This window comes from Vibrio crassostreae (genome assembly GCF_041439375.1).
Taxonomy (GTDB): Bacteria; Pseudomonadota; Gammaproteobacteria; order Enterobacterales; family Vibrionaceae; genus Vibrio; species Vibrio crassostreae_D.
The window spans coordinates 65185-84057 of record NZ_JBGONY010000003.1 but is presented as its reverse complement, the minus strand read 5'-3'; the positions used below and the strand labels follow the sequence as shown (position 1 = coordinate 84057).

The window sequence follows — 18873 nt, the reverse complement described above, 5'->3', positions numbered from 1 at the left end:
ATAAACCTAGTTTCAGGCAATGCCCTTTATTTTATTGATAAAGAAATTGTACCAATTCGCTATTGAGGTCCTGTAGTTTTTCGATGTCTAGTAACCCAGATCTAAAAGGTAGCAGCTTTACGCTATCTGTTTTGCACTTATCCGATGATCAAGTCGAAAATGCAGTGTCTTTTCTTCAAGAGAAGGTAGACCAAGCACCTACGTTTTTCGCCGCCGCGCCTGTTGTTATCAACATCAGTAAAGTCGCAGGCGATATCGATTTTGTGCAACTGAAAAATGGTATCTCTCAAGCGGGCATGATCCCGGTTGGCGTGGCTGGCTGTTCTGATAAGCGTATGCAAAATCTAGCGAAAGAAGCGGGCTTTGCAGTCATGACGGCAAGTAAATCTCCATCGCAAGCACCGGCTAAGATGGCGCCGATTAAGGTGGTTCGAACCCCAATTCGTTCTGGTCAGCAGGTTTATGCGAAAGATGGCGATCTGTTGATCCTTAGCCATGTGAGTGCGGGTGCAGAAGTGATTGCCGATGGCAGCATCCATATACATGGCACATTACGCGGCCGCGCGATTGCAGGTGCAAGTGGTCAAACTGAAGCAAAAATAATTTGTAATGATTTACAAGCCGAGCTGGTTTCCATTGCGGGAAATTACTGGCTCAGCGATCAAATTGAAAGCGAGTACTGGCAGAAGAAAACCATGTTCAGTATGGCAAACGATGTATTACACGTTGACGTCCTCGCAATATAAGAGAAATAAAAGGAAAACAGAATGGCACGCATTATCGTTGTAACGTCAGGTAAAGGCGGGGTAGGCAAAACGACCTCTAGTGCAGCTATTGCCTCAGGTCTGGCTTTAAAAGGGAAGAAAACCGCAGTTATCGACTTTGATATCGGTCTGCGTAACCTAGATTTAATCATGGGTTGTGAGCGTCGTGTCGTTTACGATTTCGTTAACGTTATCAATGGTGAAGCTACGCTGAACCAAGCGATGATCAAAGACAAGCGCACAGAGAACCTGTTCATTCTTCCTGCTTCTCAAACTCGTGATAAAGATGCACTAACCAAAGACGGTGTTCGTCGCGTATTTGATGAGCTAGATGAAATGGGCTTTGATTTCATCATCTGTGATTCTCCTGCGGGTATCGAACAAGGCGCTCTAATGGCGTTGTACTTTGCTGATGAAGCGATTGTAACGACTAACCCTGAAGTCTCTTCTGTACGCGACTCAGACCGTATTCTAGGTATTCTTGACTCTAAATCTCGTCGTTCAGAAGACGGTTTAGAGCCAGTGAAAACACACCTTCTACTGACTCGCTACAACCCAGCACGCGTAACTCAAGGTGAGATGCTAAGTGTTGAAGACGTTGAAGAGATCCTACACATCTCTCTACTGGGCGTGATTCCAGAGAGCCAAGCGGTACTGAATGCATCGAACAAGGGTGTTCCAGTTATCTTTGACGAAGCAACCGACGCAGGTATGGCTTACAATGATACTGTAGAGCGACTACTAGGTAGCCAAGTGGACTTCCGTTTCTTAACGGAACAGAAGAAAGGCATCTTCAAAAGACTGTTCGGGGGCTAATACGCAATGTCATTACTAGAGTTTTTCAGACCACAGAAAAAGACGACCGCAAACCTAGCCAAAGAGCGTTTGCAGATCATTGTTGCTGAGCGCCGCAGTCATGACGACCCTGCTCCATCGTACTTACCGCAACTGAAAGAAGACATCTTGAAGTGTATTGCAAAGTACGTTGAGGTAGATCCATCAATGGTTGATCTGACGTTCGAACACAAAGATGACGACATCTCAGTATTAGAGCTGAATGTTAAGCTACCAGAAGACGATAAGTGATCTTCGTTATCTTGTAAGTAGTCAGCAGATTAAATAAAAAAGAGAGCCTAGGCTCTCTTTTTTGTGTCTGCATTTTATATCTGTAGCTGGCTAACTCTTAGAACAAGAACAGGTTACTTAATCGCTTTATTCAGCTTTTCGCCAACCAGATCTAAACGCCAGCCTTGCATAACATCAGGCAGTTTTTCTGGGTTACGATCGTGCTTCCACACCCAGCTTAACACTTGGTTAAGTTGCTTCTTAGATGCTAAGAATTCCGTAGCCAAACCGCTGTGCTGTGATGCTGTTTTCACTTCATCTTTCAGCACTTTGAAAAGTTGCTTGTAGCCAGGGAAGTCCATTAAACGTTCTACTGGTGCTGGGTACTCTTCTTCAGGCGTGTGTTCCGCCAACTTAACGATTGAGCTAATCTTCGCACCATGGCGGCGTACAGAGCGGTAATCAAAACCTTCTTGCTCCATGTGCTTAGGATCTTTCATCGCGAAACGAGCCACAGCCCATAGGTCTTGTTCTTTGAAGACAAAGTTCAGCGCTAAATCGCGCTTGATTGCTTCTTTTAGACGCCAAGTTGCTAGAGGTCGTAAGATCGCTAGCTGCTTAGGTTTAAGCTGCCATGCCCCTTTAATATCAAGGTAGGCAGTATCTGGGTTTACTTTACGGATGCGCTTGGCAACTTGTAAATCAGACTCTTGTTGAGCCGCTTCCCACCAGCCAGCTTCCATCACTTTTTCAAGAAGCTTGTTGTACATTGGCATCAGGTAATGCACATCTGCCGCCGCGTAGTCCAATTGCTTTTGAGAAAGCGGACGCGCTAGCCAGTCAGTGCGAGATTCACTCTTATCGAGATCGACACCGACAAACTCTGAAACCAGAGCAGCAAAGCCTGTTGATAAACCATGACCCAAGAAAGCCGCCATGATCTGTGTGTCGACCATTGGAGTTGGCGTACAACCGAATGCGTTCTGGAACACTTCCAAATCTTCACCGCAAGCGTGCAGTACTTTCAGAACAGAAGCATCTTTCAACAATCCAACAAATGGTGTCATTTCACCAAGAGCAATAGGGTCAATCAGTGACAGCGTTTCACCATCAAATAACTGAATCAAGCCTAATTGAGGGTAATAGGTTCTTGTACGAACGAACTCCGTATCAAGCATAACGACATCGGCTTCACGTGCTTGTTGGCAAACTCGCTCAAGGTCTTTCAATTGGGTAATGATTTGATAATCCACAAAAACTCTCACTGGTTTCTATTTGATCGCCGGATACAAAAATGCCGACATTAACTGTCGGCATTCTAACACCATTTTTCAGCGCTCGCTTAGATTAAGCGCCTCAATGGTTATGGTGCAGTACTTTCGCGTAAACGGGCTAATTATTTGCTAGCGCGTTTCGCAAGTTCTGCATCGTTTTCTTCACGCAGTACGCGGCGTAAGATCTTACCTACGTTAGTCTTTGGAAGATCATCTCTGAACTCGACTAATTTAGGGATCTTGTAACCCGTTAGGTGCTCACGACAGTGCGCGATAATGTCTTCTTTGGTTAGGCTAGGGTCACGCTTAACCACGTAGATCTTAACTAACTCACCAGACACTTCATGAGGCTGGCCGATAGCTGCTACTTCTAACACTTTGCCATGCAGAGCCACTACGTCTTCAATCTCGTTCGGGTAAACGTTGAATCCAGACACAAGAATCATGTCTTTCTTACGGTCTACGATGTACAACAAGCCTTCGTCATCAAACTTAACGATGTCACCTGTAGATAGCCAACCGTCTTGATCGATCACTTCTTTAGTCGCTTCAGGGCGCTGCCAGTAACCTTGCATCACTTGAGGGCCACGAACCTGCAATTCACCCACTTGGTCATTGCCTACTACTTTCCCTTCATCATCAACAATACGAACTTCTGTCGATGGTACAGGTAGGCCGATTGCACCTGTGTAGTCTTTTAGATCGTATGGGTTACCCGTTACCAGTGGTGAACACTCGGTTAACCCATAGCCTTCCAATAGGTGAACGCCTGTTGCTTTCTTCCATTGCTCAGCAACAGCGCGTTGAACCGCCATGCCGCCGCCAACAGATAAACGCATGTTACTGAAATCCAATTCATGGAAATCTTCGTTATTTACCAACGCATTGAACAGGGTATTTACGCCAGTAATCGCGGTAAACGGAACCTTTTGTAGCTCTTTAATGAAACCTGGAATATCACGAGGGTTAGTAATTAGAAGGTTACGACCACCCATCTCAACAAACAGTAAGCAGTTCACGGTCAGTGCAAATACGTGGTAAAGCGGCAGTGCTGTTACAACCAACTCGCGGCCTTCTTGCAGAACAGGACCGTAAGCCCCTTTCGCTTGAAGTACGTTCGCAATCATATTGCGGTGCGTTAGGATTGCGCCCTTAGCTACACCCGTTGTACCACCCGTGTACTGTAGGAATGCAATGTCATCACCCGCCATAAACGGCTTCACATACTGAAGACGGCGACCTTTGTGCAGTGCTTTTCTGAATGAAATAGCACCCGGCAGGTCATACTTAGGCACCATGCCTTTTACGTACTTCACTACGAAATCGACAATTGTACCTTTCGCGCGTGGCAGCATTTGCCCTAGGCTAGTTAGAACTACGTGTTTAACCGGCGTGTTATCAACCACTTTCTCTAGCGTGCTCGCAAAGTTAGATACGATAACAATCGCCTTTGCACCAGAATCGTTCAGTTGATGTTCAAGCTCACGAGGTGTGTACAGTGGGTTGACATTCACTGCAATCATACCGGCACGCAATACACCAAACAGTGCAATTGGGTATTGCAGTAGGTTTGGCATCATTAGCGCGACGCGATCGCCCTTCTTCAGTTTCAAGTCATTCTGCAGGTAAGCGGCAAAAGCACGGCTGCGCTCTTCTAGCTTACGGAATGTCATAATCGAGCCCATGTTCTCGAATGCAGGTTGGTCTGCGTACTTCTGTACCGACTGTTCAAACATTTCTACAAGAGATGGGTACTGATCTGGGTTGATCGTTTCTGGTACGTCACTTGGATAACGTGAAAGCCAAGGTTTATCCACGATGTTACTCCTCGTTTATCAGCTGACGACTGCTTCGCCGCTTTTTATCATTGCGGTATTACAGCACAGCTTTAGTGCATGAGCACTAAAAGGCTCAAACACTTGTTTAAATTTTGTTAACTACACCAAGAATTAGCTCTGAAACTAGCTCTGGGCTCTCTAAATGACAATGATGTCCGCCCGGAACAGTCTCTATATGCAGAGGACTATGCACTGATTTGTAGCGATTATGCTGCAAATGTCGGAATCCACCATTCCCTAGGATTATTAATTGAGGGCATTCAATAGCCGCCATAATCGCTTCAGCGTGCGCCTGTGACATTCGATATAACGAGTCACATTTTAGATTAGGGTCGCATCGCCATTGCCAAGAGTTCTCGAACTCGACAATACCTCGCTCAACAATAGGAGCGATTAATTCAGCATTAATTTGGTTGGCGTGAGCTCTCAGCTTAATAGCATCCTCAAGGCTTGCCAAAGGACGTGAAGGCTTTCTTCGCTGTCGAAGACGACTGAGTACCCCATCCCTCAAGCGAGAGACTGTTTCGTGGGGAGCTTCAGAAAGAGGTCCGTGACCTTCAATTTGAATTAATCCTGACACCTTTTCAGGAAAGGCGGCACTATAGCAACTTGCTATCAATGCACCAAGTGAATGTCCTACCAGTACCAGTCTGTTTGGCGATAATTTAGTCACCAACTGATGCAAGTCATCAATATAATCATGAAATGGGTAGTAACTTCCCAATTTATGCGACGAGAAGCCGTGTCCGAAGAGATCGATAGCAACAAGGTGAGCATTGGGAGCAAACTTGGCGACTTGCTGCATAACCTGATTAAAGCTGGACGAATTATCCAACCACCCATGAATAAAAACGACCGTCGTTGCGGTCGTTTGTGGGTTGCCTATCTGTTGTGTGGCAAGCGTCCCGCTCGCAAGGGAGTATGACTTTTCAATCATTGATTTTAAGTTGTCCCTATCGTTAAGTGTGTCGGGGTTAGGTTCGACTATTCCACATCTTGAATCACACGCCCTGACTTAGGCATGGTTTGAAAACTGCGACAATGCAAACTGCGGCAAGAGTAATAGTTCGGCGCAAAATCGTTGATAACCACTCGCTCAGTGATCTGCCATAAACGTTGATTGTAGACATTCATGACTGGGAAGGTGTAAGGGTAGTCACCAATGGTGCCATCTTCAGTGCCATTTGATGTGCCAACTAAAGTGACTAAGCGGCCTTCAGCAAAGCTCAATGGTTCAACGTAGCCATCAATGTAACCAACAAAACGCCCTTTGGGCTCGGCGTCAATATCTGGCTTACCATTGCTTGAAATAGGTAAATTAACCACTTCAACTCGAGTCTTATCTTTCAAGTTGGTCACTTTAGCAATCACGCCACCCAAGCGAACGTCACCCGCATCAGGCACTGTGTTAACCCACTCTTGGTAATCGGTGACCACTTGTTCAGAGTTTGCATTAAGTTCTTGAGGTAGCGAGGAGCACCCCATCACCATCGAAGAGAAAGCGATAAGGAAGAATAAGCGAGATTTAGAAATGAGAGAAAACATAATGCTGGTCCTTAGAACAGGATAAATAAAAGCACAAAGCTAGATGTAAATATCGACTCCAATAAGCTTCGCAAGTTCCTCTTTTTTAGCTTGATTCATCACATCCATATACTCTTCCATCGCACGTCGACCACGCCCTTCTGGAAGATCATACTGAACCTGAGCTTTGTGAATCTCAGATTCTTTGACTTGGCGAATGGAATGCGAGACAGCATTCGCGACCTTAGTTGGCTGACCAACTGAGGTTTTTGCATCGCCTTTTTTTACCTCATTCTTTTTATTGGTTCGATTGGTTTTGGATGTATTGCCTATCGAAGAAGGAGGTAAGCCGTTTATTGAAACCATGCTTAAAGAATTTTGTACCTGATTTTTATGATGTTGTATCTAACGTTAATCTCGACTCTACAGCTAAGCAATAGAGCCAACTTCAGGCGTGCAACCACACGCCCTAGTATTTTTTTACTTACTCACGACCAGGCAGTTTTTTCCAAGTCACTTTATCACGAAGATAAACAGGCTCAGACTCTTCAGCTGCAACCGCCTTGCCTTCTGCATAAGCGAATTGAGCAAGGAAAGCCATATCTTGAGCTTCTGGGAATAGTACTTCACATGCTTTGGTGTTGATCGCTAGAGTATCCATATGTTCTGCGTACGCTTCCCAACCTGTACCTACTTTTGCCCATGTTTCAGAGTCCGCTTCAAGCTGCGCAGCCAACTCACTTGGTGGTGTAACACACTCTGCATCAACCGCAGTCCAGCGGCCATCTTCTTCACGGCTGTAACGAGCCCAGTACACTTCACTCATACGCGCATCAATCGCTGTCGCAACATGAGTTTCACCAAATTTACGGTAGCTGCCCTGCGCCATCGCAGCCAGTGTAGAGACACCGATCATCGGTAAATCCGCACCAAAAGCCAAGCCTTGAGCAATACCAATACCAATACGTACACCCGTGAAACTGCCTGGGCCTTGGCCAAACGCGATAGCATCAATATCGGTTAAAGCGACATTCGCTTCTTTCAGTACTTCATCAACCATAGGTAGAATTTTTTTTGTATGGTCTCGAGGAGCCTCTTCGCTACGTGCGAACACCTGGTCACCCATTACTAATGCAACTGAACAGTTTTCAGTTGCGGTATCTACTGCAAGAATTTTCGCGCTCATTTGTGTCTCAAATATCTGTTATCTAATCTAAAAATAATGGCTAAGCTCAACAATGCCAATTACTCAGCAGCGATTGAATGGTCTTTAGCTAAGAATTCTTTAATGACCCCTAAGTCACGGGTACGTGGGATAGGCGGTAAACTCGCCAAAAATATGCCACCGTAATCGCGAGTCACCAATCGGTTATCGCAAATAATCAAAGCGCCATTATCGCGCTTGTCACGTATCAATCGGCCGACACCTTGTTTCAAGGTAATCACGGCGTCTGGCAACTGTACCTGTGCAAAAGGATCACCCCCTTTTAACTTACAGTCCTCGATTCGAGCCTTAAGTAAAGGGTCATCAGGGGCGGTAAAGGGCAATTTATCGATGATAACACAGCTTAATGCGTCGCCCCTAACATCTATCCCTTCCCAGAAAGCACCTGTAGCTACGAGCAATGCGTTACCTAATTCCATGAACTCGGCTAAGGTTTTTTGCTTGCTTGTCTCACCTTGTAATAGGACTGGTACAGTGAGGGTTTCTCGGAATCGCTCACCCAACTCTTTCATCATGCTGTGTGAAGTACACAAGAAGAAACAGCGGCCTTGGTTTTGCTCAATCACCGGAGTCAGCATTCGAACTAACTTATCCGCCAAACCCGGACTATTGGGTTCTGGAAGATAACGAGGCACACATAAACGTGCCTGATTCGGATAATCAAATGGACTCGGCAGTGAAAACTGAGCCGACGGCTTTAAGCCAAGTCGAGAGGTGAAGTGGTCGAAATCATCTGACACCGCCAAGGTTGCTGAGGTAAATACCCAAGCGCCCGGTTTAAGTTCGATTTGCTCATGGAATTTATCCGCAACCGACAGTGGTGTGATGTGCAAAGCGAATTGCCTTGGTGTTGTGTCATACCAATAGGAGTAACCCGTAATCGACACATCGCACACACGTTCAATGCGTGACTTAATCATGTTCGCACGTTCAAAAGCGGTGTCTAACAGTTGGCTTCGACCCAATGCTAGCTTCAATACATCGACGGCCAGTTGCAACGCATCTTGTAGACGAACAAGTTCTCGTGCAATTGACTCAGACTTTAGTGCTTCACGCCAGTTACCACGAAAGCTGGTATCGCCCAACACAATGCGTAGGTCGGCAGCTGACTGAACAAGCCTGTCCCCCACCTTTTGTAACTGACGCATGTCTTTCGCTTCGGTTCGGTAGGCGATCTCGATGTCTTTAGCGAGCTCATTAATCTGTCGGCTCGACACGGACTGACCAAAGTATTGGCTGGCAATATCGGGAAGCTGATGGGCTTCATCGAAGATAAACACGTCTGCTTCTGGGATTAGCTCACCGAACCCGGTTTCTTTAATCGCTAAGTCCGCTAAGAATAGGTGATGGTTTACAACAACCACATCCGAATCCATCGCTTTTTTACGCGCCTTAAGCACAAAGCAATCGGTGTAGCTTGGGCACTCTTTACCTAAGCAGTTGTCGTTAGTGGAAGTAATCGTAGGAATGATTGGGCTGTCTTCAGCGATATCATCACAATCGCCTAAATCCCCCGTTTGAGTGGATGACGACCAACTACGAACTTTGACTAACTGAGCCAGCAGTGTTGGATCGGTATGAGCACCATGACTCTCGATCATTTGACGGCTGAGTCTGTCCAAACACAAATAGTTTGAACGCCCTTTAAGTAACGCAACCTGACCATAAAAGCCAAGCGCATCGACCATCAATGGTAAATCTCGGTGAAACAGCTGTTCTTGAAGGTTTTTAGACCCCGTACTAATGATGGTTTTCTTGCCACTAAGCAGCGCTGGCACTAAGTAAGCAAAGGTCTTACCGGTACCCGTTCCCGCTTCAACAACTAATTGGCTCTGTTGCTCAATAGCTTGTGAAACCGCTTCAGCCATGTCTAGCTGAGCTTGTCGTGGCTGAAACCCTGGGATCGCTTTACCCAGAGCACCATCAGCAGAAAACGTTTTAGATATCATAGAGTACGAAGTTTAGAAAAATAGAAGACGAATTATGGCAGGTTTAGTGAGCCGGCGCGAATCAAGAATGACTTCGCACCGGAGGTGTTTGGTTTGGTTTAGTTTGACGTGACTTGAGTTACCTTAAAGGTAAGAACTGAAGAAGTAAGAATTAGAGAGTCATTTTTATTTTCGACTTAGATAACGTGACAACCAAGAGGCGCCTTCAAAATGGTTATCACAAGGTTGCATGGCCTTCACAGCATCGGTTGGCGAGGTCTTGCTTTCCCACATTTCATCTAGAACATTACCATCTAACTCAGTGCCACCCGCCAATGAATTCACTCGCTTGCAGTACAGTTTTTTGGCTAATAACTCTTTATCCATAAGTATCACCTCTATTTTTGGCCAAGGCGTAAATGCCTCGGTTGAAGTTCAAATGCGTACTACGGTCAAAACTTTAAAAAATGAAGCTTCTGCCTGTTTTTCTATCTAAAAACTGATATTTCTATATCAAACAATTTATCAAAGCGATAAATCAGCAGCAGAATTTGTTGAAACCAAATTGATAATAGATTAATTATAACGGTGATATTGCGGCTCAGTTCACCGTTCGACAGCCTGCATTAAATTTGAAGAATCCCGATTTCATATAACAAGTGCAACATTTCATGGAAGTAAGATGCAGATGGAAAGAAAAACTTTATTAACACATTGTACTGACGCCCCGGGCCTCATCTCTAAGATCACCAACATTTGTTATAAGCACCAACTCAATATTATTCACAACAATGAGTTCGTAGATAACACAAGTGGCCACTTCTTTATGCGCACCGAGCTTGAAGGGTATTTCAATGACGAAACCTTGCTTGCCGATTTAGACCAGGCGCTGCCACAAAATACGAAGCGTAAACTTGTTGATTCATCTCGCAAGCGTGTTGTGATACTCGTGACCAAAGAGGCGCACTGCCTTGGCGACATTCTAATGAAGAACTTCGATGGCAGTTTAGACGTGGAAATCGCAGCAGTGGTTGGCAACTATGACATTCTACAAAGCCTAACCGAGCGTTTTGACATCCCTTACCACCATGTTTCTCACGAAGGGCTAAACCGTGAAGAGCATGAGAAGAAGATGCTAGAAGTGATTGACCAATACGAGGCTGATTACCTTGTTTTGGCTAAGTACATGCGAGTACTGACTCCGGGATTTGTTGAAAGATACAACCACAAGATCATCAATATCCACCACAGCTTCTTGCCAGCGTTTATCGGTGCGAAGCCATACCAACAAGCGTATGAGCGTGGCGTAAAGATCATTGGTGCAACGGCACACTTCGTGACTAATGATCTCGATGAAGGACCGATCATTAAGCAAGACGTTATTCCAGTGGATCACAACTTCAGCGCGAAAGACATGGCGCAAGCGGGTCGTGACGTAGAGAAGAACGTATTGAGTAAGGCGCTAAACAAGGTGATCAATGATCACGTGTTTGTTTACGGCAACAAGACTGTGATTCTGTAAGTTGCTAATTTAAGTTCGACTTCCAGCTAGAATCCAATAAAAAACGCGCAATAGGGTTAACCCACTGCGCGTTTTTTATATTTAATGTTCAGGGTAACTTTAAGAGATTCCCGACTACGCTCCTTCGTCGCTATCGGGAATGACGTCGTTCTCTAGCTAGCAAAAACTATGGCTCGGAAACAATCCACTCAAACCGAATGATTGTAAGGCACAAGCCTAGCCCACATCCGTCATTCCGACGAGCCTAGGCGAGTTCAGGAATCTTTTCCTAGCGACTCTCTACTCAAATTAAGCCTGTTCAGATTCAACAATACGCTTAAGTGAGTGTGGGTGCAGCTTGATGCAAATCCCTTGATGTTTAAAAGCCACTGTTGGGTTATTCAAGCGTTCCCCCTCGCCTTTCGGACTAGAGAGTTTGATCTTAATACCTTGCTCAGCCAGCGTTTCAAAGTTAGCAGCGAACTGCGGGTAAGTTTCTTTAAGATCCGCTAGATACTCATCAGCCGTTTGGGCATGAGACGGAATCACAAACTCTACATGTTCCCAATCTTGGCTTGGGTAAATCTTACCTTCTGCTGGATATGGCAACTCCAAGCATTCAATTTTCCAGCCAAGGCTTTGCAAGGGTTCATCGAAAGCCAACACCACAATTGGACGACCATTGATCATCGCCTCTGAAATGGTAGAGCCGTACTCAGACCATGCTTGATGCGCAGATTTGGCTAACTCAGTGTCATTGACTCGCAGCGCAATATGATCCGCTTGAGCAAAGCTTAAATCTAAACCCAGTGTATTTCCTAGGTTCTCGATTTTTGCCATAAAGGTATCAAGGCGGGCGATCATTTGTTGTGGTTCTAGTTCAGCTTGCTTCAGGCTCATCATCATTGTCTGCGTTCTCCAAATAATGGCTGCATGTTATCAGTTTTGCCTTTTGCAACAAGCGTTGCTTTTACAAAAGATACTCAATAACTATGTTCTTTCCGATCCTTAAACATGCAAACGCGTCTTGGTAAAAGTCGATTGTCAAAAACCACTCAGGAAATGTTAATTTTCTATCAATTCGACCTATAAGAAACCCCACAAAATTGGTATGATTACCGCCATTTCTGTGAACTTAAACAGAGTCTGCTGCTGATTTTGGCATTAAATCGTTAACTAGAAGCATAATTAACCAGTTTAATGACCAAGAATTAACGGCCACTCTTATCATCCTTGAATTGAAGGAAACGCGTGTGAATATCCAAGCACTTATTAATGACAAAGTATCTCAGGCTCTAGAAGCCGCTGGCGCACCTGCAGGCTCTCCTGCTGCTGTTCGTCAATCTGCAAAACCACAGTTTGGTGACTACCAAGCAAACGGCGTTATGGGCGTTGCTAAACGACTAGGCACTAACCCACGAGAATTTGCTCAAAAAGTATTGGACGTTCTAAACCTAGACGGTATCGCGTCTAAAGTTGAAATCGCAGGTCCGGGTTTCCTAAACATCTTCCTAGATGAAGCTTTCCTAGCAAAACAAGCAGACGCAGCATTGGCTGACTCTCGCCTTGGTGTTGCAGTTGCTGAAACGCAAACTATTGTTGCGGATTACTCTGCACCAAACGTTGCTAAAGAAATGCACGTTGGTCACCTACGTTCAACTATCATCGGTGATGCAGTTGTTCGTACTCTAGAATTCCTAGGCCACAACGTTATCCGTGCTAACCACATCGGTGACTGGGGTACTCAATTTGGTATGCTTATCGCAAACCTTGAGCGCGTTCAGGCCGAGTCTGGCGAAGTTTCAATGGAACTTGCTGACCTTGAAGGCTTCTACCGTGAGTCTAAAAAGCTTTACGATGAAGACGAAGAGTTCGCAGTTAAAGCACGTGGCTACGTTGTGAAACTGCAAAGCGGCGACGAGTTCTGCGCAGAGATGTGGAAGAAGCTTGTTGACGTTACAATGATTCAAAACCAACGCAACTACGATCGTCTAAACGTATCTCTAACACGTGATGACGTAATGGGCGAAAGCATGTACAACCACATGCTGCCAACTATCGTTGCGGATCTGAAAGAGCAAGGTCTTGCTAAAGAAGATGACGGCGCACAAGTTGTATTCCTAGACGAATACAAAAACAAAGATGGTGACCCAATGGGCGTTATCATCCAGAAACGTGACGGCGGCTTCCTATACACAACAACCGACATTGCTTGTGCAAAATACCGTTTTGAAGAGCTAGGCGCAGACCGCGTACTTTACTTCATCGACTCACGTCAGCACCAACACCTAATGCAAGCTTGGACTATCGTTCGTAAAGCAGGTTACATCCCAGAATCTGTTTCTCTTGAGCACCACGCGTTCGGCATGATGCTAGGTAAAGACGGCAAGCCATTCAAGACTCGTGCAGGCGGTACTGTTCGTCTTGCTGATCTTCTTGATGAAGCAGAAGTTCGTGCAGCACAACTGATCGAATCTAAGAACCCAGAACTAGCAGAAGACGAGAAGAAAGTGATCGCTAACACGGTTGCTATGGCAGCGGTTAAGTACGCAGACCTTTCTAAGCACCGTACAACTGACTACGTGTTCGATTGGGACAACATGCTTGCATTCGAAGGTAACACTGCACCGTACATGCAGTACGCATACACTCGTGTTGCTTCTGTATTTGCTAAAGCTGGTATTTCTATGGACTCTCTTGCAGGTGAAATCAAAATCACGGAAGAGAAAGAGAAAGCGCTTATCGCGAAACTTCTACAGTTTGAAGAAGCGGTACAGTCTGTTGCTCGTGAAGGTCAACCACACATCATGTGTAGCTACCTGTTCGAACTTGCTGGTCAATTCTCTAGCTTCTACGAAGCATGCCCAATCCTAGTTGCTGAAGACGAAGCTGTTAAGCAGAGCCGCCTGAAGCTTGCTGCACTCACAGCGAAGACTATCAAGCAAGGTCTATCGCTTCTAGGTATCGACACTCTAGAACGCATGTAAGCGATTCGAGATTCGAGATTCGAGATTCGAGATTCGAGATTCGAGATTCGAGATTCGAGATAATTAGAAAGGTTGGCGTGAAAGCGTCAACCTTTTGTTTTATTTGGAGGTTATATTTACTTAGCTATCGAGCTGCCCACAGACTTCCGTCGCAGAGATCTCCTACTCCGCTCCTTCGTCGCTATAGGAGATGACGAAACCTATTTCCCCACCCGTCATCCTCTACAATGAGGAACGAACGTGATATGGAATCTGCTTATTGAGATCGTAAGCGCTAGCCACATTCCTATTCCAACCTTATACTCAACTAAAACAATTAATTGGAAAGATCATGGGCTTCGAACTTCACCCGCAACTTGCAAAAGACACTACGCTTATCGGCGAGTTTCCATTGTGCTTAGCACTACTAAGTAAAGACAGCGCTGTACCTTGGGTTATCTTGGTACCAAAACGTGCCAACCTGAAAGAGTTGCACCACTTACCAATGAAAGAACAACAGCAGTTCTTACACGAATCTCAAGCAGTAAGCCAAGCATTAGAAGCGACGTTCCAGCCAGATAAGCTCAACCTAGGCGCACTAGGTAACATGGTTCCACAACTGCATATCCACCACATAGCACGCTTCAAAGATGATATTGCGTGGCCTGGCCCGGTGTGGGGAAACACTAAAGGTGAACAACGCAGTGAAGAAGATCAAACAGCTATCCTGACTCGTATTCAGAATGTGCTGTCACTAAGCTCTATCTTTAAAAAAGCTTAATGTTGTGAGTAAGGTAATGCCTAACCTCTAGGCATTATCATTATTACCAATATGTAATAATAATTCACAAAAACACACCATTATCACAAAAAAGACTCCCGAGTATACTCTCTTGCACACAACATAGAGAGAGCATCATGAAACAAACCTTCAACTTATTTCGTCATATCAGCTGGATCGCCATCATCTGTTCTATGCTTGCTTCACTGCTTTTGTTTTCTATGGGAGCAACCAAAACCTACTCTGCTTTTGCGATCTTTATGCTCAACCAGGTACCGCCAGAATCACTGGCACATCTAGACACCACAGACATCGCGATCTCATACTTAATTAAGTCCCTAGATACGTTTCTGATTGCTTTTGTACTCTTCATCTTTTCTCACGGTGTGTTCACTTTATTCATCTCAGACAAAAGTGACGCGGCAAAAAATGATGAACAGATCAAAAAGAACAAAGTGCTTAACTGGATAAAAACACCCAACATTGGCCATCTGAAAAACATTTTGGCTGAAGTGATTATCATCATTCTATTCGTGAAGTTTTTGGAGCTCGTACTCGTCAACTTCGACAGTATCGGATGGGACATACTTGTCCTGCCTGTATCAATACTGTTACTTAGTATCGGTCTTAAAGTTCTCGGCCTAGGCGGAACCAAAGAGTCCTAAGTAGATAAGCACAAACAAAAAACCGCAGCTAAAGAGCTGCGGTTTTTTATTCAAGCGATCTGAACTACATCATCACATTCAGCGATAAACCATCTTGTTTACTAATGGTGTAGCGAACACGCGTCGTATGACCATGTTTATTGGTGTCGACCAAACGGGATATTTTCCCTTTCTTGACCCACACACTCAGCATCGCATCCACACCATCTTCACTCATACCAAACTTCGTGGCGATCTCTTTACGAGCCGCTACACCTTGATTGTCAATGTACTGATGGAGTTCAGTTAAAATCATGCGACTTGCACCTCTAATGCTTTTTGCTTACTGCCGACTTTCTTGAACACGCGATAGGTGATCACAAAGCCACCTGCAATCGCTACCATCCATACAGCACTAGTCACAGGATGGGCTGCAAAGTTTGCCGCTTGATAGTAGAAGGTCGCGCCAAAGTAGCCAAGCGCCATCGTCCAAACCGCAATGAATCGCGCAAACATTTGACCAAATTCACGAACGTAAGCACCCATCGCAGCCACGCAAGGCGTGTAAAGCAGGATAAGGATTAAGTAAGCAAATGCAGCATGACCAGAAACGAATTTGTCTTTTAGGTTACCAAAGATAGATGAGTCAACCTCTTGCTCTTCGGCAACAGCACCTGAATCGCTTAAGTCACCAACCTCAATACCTAGAGGATCCGAGTAGCTTAGACCGGCTAGATTCTCAGGGATCGTCATCACAGCTTCTTCTAAGCTCGCCGCTAAATCAAACTCAGCAGCTTCTTCATCAGAAGGCGTTGTGTATAGGCTGTTCAGCGTACCGACTACCGCTTCTTTCGCGAAGATACCAGTAATGATACCTACCGTTGCTGGCCAGTTTTCTTCTGTAATACCAATTGGTTGGAATACAGGAGTCACAACTTGCGCTGCCTTAGAAAGTACTGAGTTTTCACTGTCTTCGTTACCGAAACTGCCGTCCATACCCAGAGAATTCAAGAAGCTTAAGATTGCTACCACAACCACAATCGTTTTACCTGCACCAAGCACGAAACGCTTCAGTTTTTGCCACGTTTTCAGCATCACGTTTTGTACAGTTGGCAGCTCGTAGTCTGGCATTTCCATTACTAAGCTGTCGCTGCTACCTGGGTAGATAGTGTTTTTAAGGAACAAACCGGTAAATACAGAAGCAAGGATACCCATGATGTACAAAGCAAATACCACGTTTTGACCAGCACCAGGGAAGAACGCCGCAGCAAACAGTGCGTATACAGGTAGACGAGCACCACATGACATAAATGGCGCCATAGATGCAGCTAGCTTACGCTCACGCTCTTGGTCAAGTGTACGAGTTGCCATAATTGACGGTACGTTACAGCCAAAGCCAAGAACTAACGGTACAAACGCCTTACCCGGCAGACCAATCTTTTGCATCACTTTATCAAGTACAAACGCAGCACGCGCCATGTAGCCTGAGCTTTCTAGCACCGCTAAGAACAAGTAAAGCGCCGCGATAACTGGAATAAAGGTGGCAACAGTTTGAATACCGCCACCGATACCATCTGCAAGAATAGTAACCAGCCAAACTGGTAGGTGTCCGTCTAATAAATGGTGTCCACCATCAACCAATATTGCACCAACGCCAATATCAAAGAAGTCGATAAACGCACTACCGATATTGATAGAGAACATGAACATTAGGTACATGATGACAAAGAAGAAAGGGATACCGACCCATTTGTTCAGAATGAATTGGTCAGCTTTCTCTGTGAAATTACGGCTGAGTTTGCCTTCACTACGGCGAACACGTTTACACAGGTCGTGTAAGAAGGTGTATTTGGCGTCTGCTACCGCAAGGTCGATATCAAACTCGGCACCAAGACGCACATTGTCAATTTGAGTACGTGTTTGCGGAGCTAAACCGTTTAACACCAAGTAATCATTTTCTAGAGCACGAATCGCAAGCGCGCGGTGAGAAACATCAGCATCATCAAAGTGTGATTCAACAGAAGGAATAAGTGCTTCTAATGCTTCGTCATAGTTAATAGAGATAGGGTCAAGGCTAACACCTTGAACAAGAAGCTTATGCAGGCGCTCTTTGAAACGAGCCACTTGACCTTTATCGTTCGCAGACAAGCTAAGAACCGGGCAACCTAGCTCTTTCTCTAGCGCTTTCAGGTTAATCACCTGACGCTCACGCTTTAATACATCCATTTTGTTCAATACAACGATCATTGGACGACCCAACTCTCGCAATTGCAATGTCATGTATAAGCTTCGCTCTAAGCAACTTGCATCAACAACATTAATGATCACGTCAGCAGGGTGAGTCAGAACAGCTCGCGACGCGATAGACTCATCAATACTATTTGCATCATTACCACTATCTAGTGCGTAGATACCAGGCAAGTCAGTTAACTGAAATTGGTCACCTGCGTGTGAGTACAAACCCGTTTTCTTTTCTACGGTTACACCAACCCAGTTACCAACATGCTGCTTGGCACCAGTCAGTGCATTGAACAGTGTTGTTTTACCACTATTCGGGTTACCAACGGTAAGAACTTGATAATCCATTTAGATAACCTCGATTTGTTCTGCAATGCTTTCACGAATGGCGATAGAAACACCTCTCACTTCAACTTGAAGCGGGTCACCCATCGGCGCACGGCGGATAAGCGTCACCTCAGTTTTTGGCAACATACCCATGACCATAAGTTTTTTTCTTACGTCAGGTGTTAAACCTGTTAGTGCAACAATAGAAGCCTGCTTTCCTTGCTCTAGTTGTGAGAGTTTCATAAGTACCCAATTCGTGACTGATAATGAGAAAGATTGTTATTAACGCTATGATACACATACATGCCCACAATTCTATTGTGTGAAATCAATGTTTTCGAAAATACACACTCGTAAATTTCGTTAAAAACGTTTACGTCAAAAACGTTACTTTCAACAACCTACGAGAACTACCTCACTAGTACAAAAACACCAAACCAATAACAAATTATTATTTATCAATAACTTAAGATAATGTCGGTTTTCTCATAGGCATCTGTCGTTAATTTTATAAGTAAAATAAGTACCTAGACGTATAGTTACTCCATCGAAGAGAAATTCCTTCTCTTTAATTTTATTCCAGAGGTGATGTGGCTCGCCATATCACTCCGGCAGCAAGCGAAGGTGTCATTGGCACCCGTGGTATAGTCCCCCCGGCTATGCCACGATATTTTTTTTCTTCCTTTTGTTTTACCCTACAAACTTTTTTAAACTCCTCCTACTATCTCATATCTCATATCTCGTATCTCGTATCTCGTATCTCGTATCTCGTATCTCGTATCTCGTATCTCGTATCTC

General features: G+C 44.9%; 19 protein-coding genes. 7 read left to right on the top strand and 12 right to left on the bottom strand.

Annotation, left to right across the window (positions count from 1 at the left end):
* The first annotated feature begins 83 nt into the window (after positions 1-83).
* Genes minC through minE form a run of 3 tightly spaced genes read left to right on the top strand, consistent with a single transcriptional unit; the run spans position 84 to position 1850 of the window.
* Positions 84-746 (top strand): septum site-determining protein MinC, encoded by a 663-nt coding sequence (gene minC, locus ACED45_RS02525; RefSeq protein ID WP_017629530.1) that lies wholly within the window; start codon positions 84-86, stop codon positions 744-746.
* A 21-nt stretch (positions 747-767) separates the two neighbouring features.
* A complete protein-coding gene (gene minD / locus ACED45_RS02520) occupies positions 768-1580 on the top strand; it encodes a septum site-determining protein MinD (protein ID WP_009848498.1) in 813 nt (270 codons plus the stop codon).
* A 6-nt stretch (positions 1581-1586) separates the two neighbouring features.
* Positions 1587-1850, top strand: a complete 264-nt coding sequence (minE, locus tag ACED45_RS02515; RefSeq protein WP_004737949.1) for a cell division topological specificity factor MinE — start codon at positions 1587-1589, stop codon at positions 1848-1850.
* A 113-nt stretch (positions 1851-1963) separates the two neighbouring features.
* Here minE and rnd read toward each other — a convergent pair whose 3' ends face one another.
* The 8 genes from rnd to ACED45_RS02475 form a co-directional block, all read right to left on the bottom strand.
* Positions 1964-3082 (bottom strand): ribonuclease D, encoded by a 1119-nt coding sequence (gene rnd / locus ACED45_RS02510; protein WP_102433594.1) that lies wholly within the window; start codon positions 3080-3082, stop codon positions 1964-1966.
* A 143-nt stretch (positions 3083-3225) separates the two neighbouring features.
* Positions 3226-4920, bottom strand: a complete 1695-nt coding sequence (gene fadD, locus ACED45_RS02505) for a long-chain-fatty-acid--CoA ligase FadD (RefSeq protein ID WP_048664620.1) — start codon at positions 4918-4920, stop codon at positions 3226-3228.
* Positions 4921-5026: 106 nt separating this feature from the next.
* Positions 5027-5878, bottom strand: coding sequence for an alpha/beta fold hydrolase (locus tag ACED45_RS02500; protein WP_102433593.1), 852 nt, complete (start codon positions 5876-5878; stop codon positions 5027-5029).
* Between the two features lie 47 nt (positions 5879-5925).
* Complete coding sequence (locus tag ACED45_RS02495; RefSeq protein WP_048660838.1) at positions 5926-6486, bottom strand: Slp family lipoprotein; 561 nt, start codon at positions 6484-6486, stop codon at positions 5926-5928.
* A 39-nt stretch (positions 6487-6525) separates the two neighbouring features.
* Complete coding sequence (locus ACED45_RS02490; RefSeq protein ID WP_017074520.1) at positions 6526-6831, bottom strand: hypothetical protein; 306 nt, start codon at positions 6829-6831, stop codon at positions 6526-6528.
* 118 nt (positions 6832-6949) lie between these two features.
* Positions 6950-7651, bottom strand: a complete 702-nt coding sequence (gene tsaB / locus ACED45_RS02485; protein ID WP_048664625.1) for a tRNA (adenosine(37)-N6)-threonylcarbamoyltransferase complex dimerization subunit type 1 TsaB — start codon at positions 7649-7651, stop codon at positions 6950-6952.
* Positions 7652-7710: 59 nt separating this feature from the next.
* Positions 7711-9639 (bottom strand): ATP-dependent DNA helicase, encoded by a 1929-nt coding sequence (locus tag ACED45_RS02480; RefSeq protein ID WP_371713259.1) that lies wholly within the window; start codon positions 9637-9639, stop codon positions 7711-7713.
* 165 nt (positions 9640-9804) lie between these two features.
* Positions 9805-10005 (bottom strand): hypothetical protein, encoded by a 201-nt coding sequence (locus ACED45_RS02475; RefSeq protein WP_146492298.1) that lies wholly within the window; start codon positions 10003-10005, stop codon positions 9805-9807.
* Between the two features lie 301 nt (positions 10006-10306).
* On the opposite strand from ACED45_RS02475, the gene purU reads away from it, so the two are divergent.
* Positions 10307-11140 (top strand): formyltetrahydrofolate deformylase, encoded by an 834-nt coding sequence (gene purU, locus ACED45_RS02470; RefSeq protein ID WP_048660881.1) that lies wholly within the window; start codon positions 10307-10309, stop codon positions 11138-11140.
* Positions 11141-11428: 288 nt separating this feature from the next.
* On the opposite strand, the gene ACED45_RS02465 is transcribed toward purU, so the two are convergent.
* The gene (locus ACED45_RS02465) at positions 11429-12025 is read right to left on the bottom strand and encodes a VOC family protein (protein ID WP_102433591.1); all 597 of its coding nucleotides are present in this window, start codon (positions 12023-12025) and stop codon (positions 11429-11431) included.
* Between the two features lie 347 nt (positions 12026-12372).
* On the opposite strand from ACED45_RS02465, the gene argS reads away from it, so the two are divergent.
* From argS to ACED45_RS02450, 3 genes are all read left to right on the top strand, one after another.
* Positions 12373-14106 (top strand): arginine--tRNA ligase, encoded by a 1734-nt coding sequence (argS, locus tag ACED45_RS02460; RefSeq protein WP_371713258.1) that lies wholly within the window; start codon positions 12373-12375, stop codon positions 14104-14106.
* A 331-nt stretch (positions 14107-14437) separates the two neighbouring features.
* Positions 14438-14866, top strand: coding sequence for an HIT family protein (locus ACED45_RS02455; RefSeq protein WP_371713257.1), 429 nt, complete (start codon positions 14438-14440; stop codon positions 14864-14866).
* Between the two features lie 137 nt (positions 14867-15003).
* The gene (locus ACED45_RS02450) at positions 15004-15531 is read left to right on the top strand and encodes a YqhA family protein (RefSeq protein ID WP_371713256.1); all 528 of its coding nucleotides are present in this window, start codon (positions 15004-15006) and stop codon (positions 15529-15531) included.
* 64 nt (positions 15532-15595) lie between these two features.
* Here the strand turns inward: ACED45_RS02450 and ACED45_RS02445 are convergent, their stop codons facing one another.
* Genes ACED45_RS02445 through ACED45_RS02435 form a run of 3 tightly spaced genes read right to left on the bottom strand, consistent with a single transcriptional unit; the run spans position 15596 to position 18318 of the window.
* Positions 15596-15826 carry a FeoC-like transcriptional regulator gene (locus ACED45_RS02445; protein WP_146492303.1) on the bottom strand — a complete coding sequence of 77 codons (231 nt, stop codon included), beginning with the start codon at positions 15824-15826 and terminating at the stop codon, positions 15596-15598.
* Entirely contained in the window at positions 15823-18096 is a 2274-nt protein-coding gene (feoB, locus tag ACED45_RS02440; RefSeq protein ID WP_285953149.1) for a Fe(2+) transporter permease subunit FeoB, read from the bottom strand. Before feoB ends, ACED45_RS02445 begins: the two co-directional genes overlap by 4 nt.
* The gene (locus ACED45_RS02435) at positions 18097-18318 is read right to left on the bottom strand and encodes a FeoA family protein (RefSeq protein WP_060982221.1); all 222 of its coding nucleotides are present in this window, start codon (positions 18316-18318) and stop codon (positions 18097-18099) included. It abuts the gene before it with no gap.
* Positions 18319-18873: the final 555 nt, after the last annotated feature.

Excerpts from the sequence above, each read along its gene's own strand:
- minC (WP_017629530.1), top strand. The coding sequence starts at position 84 with ATGTCTAGTAACCCAGATCTAAAAGGTAGCAGCTTTACGCTATCTGTT.
- minD (WP_009848498.1), top strand. The coding sequence starts at position 768 with ATGGCACGCATTATCGTTGTAACGTCAGGTAAAGGCGGGGTAGGCAAA.
- minE (WP_004737949.1), top strand. The coding sequence starts at position 1,587 with ATGTCATTACTAGAGTTTTTCAGACCACAGAAAAAGACGACCGCAAAC.
- ACED45_RS02500 (WP_102433593.1), bottom strand. The coding sequence starts at position 5,878 with ATGATTGAAAAGTCATACTCCCTTGCGAGCGGGACGCTTGCCACACAA.
- ACED45_RS02495 (WP_048660838.1), bottom strand. The coding sequence starts at position 6,486 with ATGTTTTCTCTCATTTCTAAATCTCGCTTATTCTTCCTTATCGCTTTC.
- ACED45_RS02490 (WP_017074520.1), bottom strand. The coding sequence starts at position 6,831 with ATGGTTTCAATAAACGGCTTACCTCCTTCTTCGATAGGCAATACATCC.
- tsaB (WP_048664625.1), bottom strand. The coding sequence starts at position 7,651 with ATGAGCGCGAAAATTCTTGCAGTAGATACCGCAACTGAAAACTGTTCA.
- ACED45_RS02480 (WP_371713259.1), bottom strand. The coding sequence starts at position 9,639 with ATGATATCTAAAACGTTTTCTGCTGATGGTGCTCTGGGTAAAGCGATC.
- ACED45_RS02475 (WP_146492298.1), bottom strand. The coding sequence starts at position 10,005 with ATGGATAAAGAGTTATTAGCCAAAAAACTGTACTGCAAGCGAGTGAAT.
- purU (WP_048660881.1), top strand. The coding sequence starts at position 10,307 with ATGGAAAGAAAAACTTTATTAACACATTGTACTGACGCCCCGGGCCTC.
- ACED45_RS02465 (WP_102433591.1), bottom strand. The coding sequence starts at position 12,025 with ATGATGATGAGCCTGAAGCAAGCTGAACTAGAACCACAACAAATGATC.
- ACED45_RS02455 (WP_371713257.1), top strand. The coding sequence starts at position 14,438 with ATGGGCTTCGAACTTCACCCGCAACTTGCAAAAGACACTACGCTTATC.
- ACED45_RS02450 (WP_371713256.1), top strand. The coding sequence starts at position 15,004 with ATGAAACAAACCTTCAACTTATTTCGTCATATCAGCTGGATCGCCATC.
- ACED45_RS02445 (WP_146492303.1), bottom strand. The coding sequence starts at position 15,826 with ATGATTTTAACTGAACTCCATCAGTACATTGACAATCAAGGTGTAGCG.
- feoB (WP_285953149.1), bottom strand. The coding sequence starts at position 18,096 with ATGGATTATCAAGTTCTTACCGTTGGTAACCCGAATAGTGGTAAAACA.
- ACED45_RS02435 (WP_060982221.1), bottom strand. The coding sequence starts at position 18,318 with ATGAAACTCTCACAACTAGAGCAAGGAAAGCAGGCTTCTATTGTTGCA.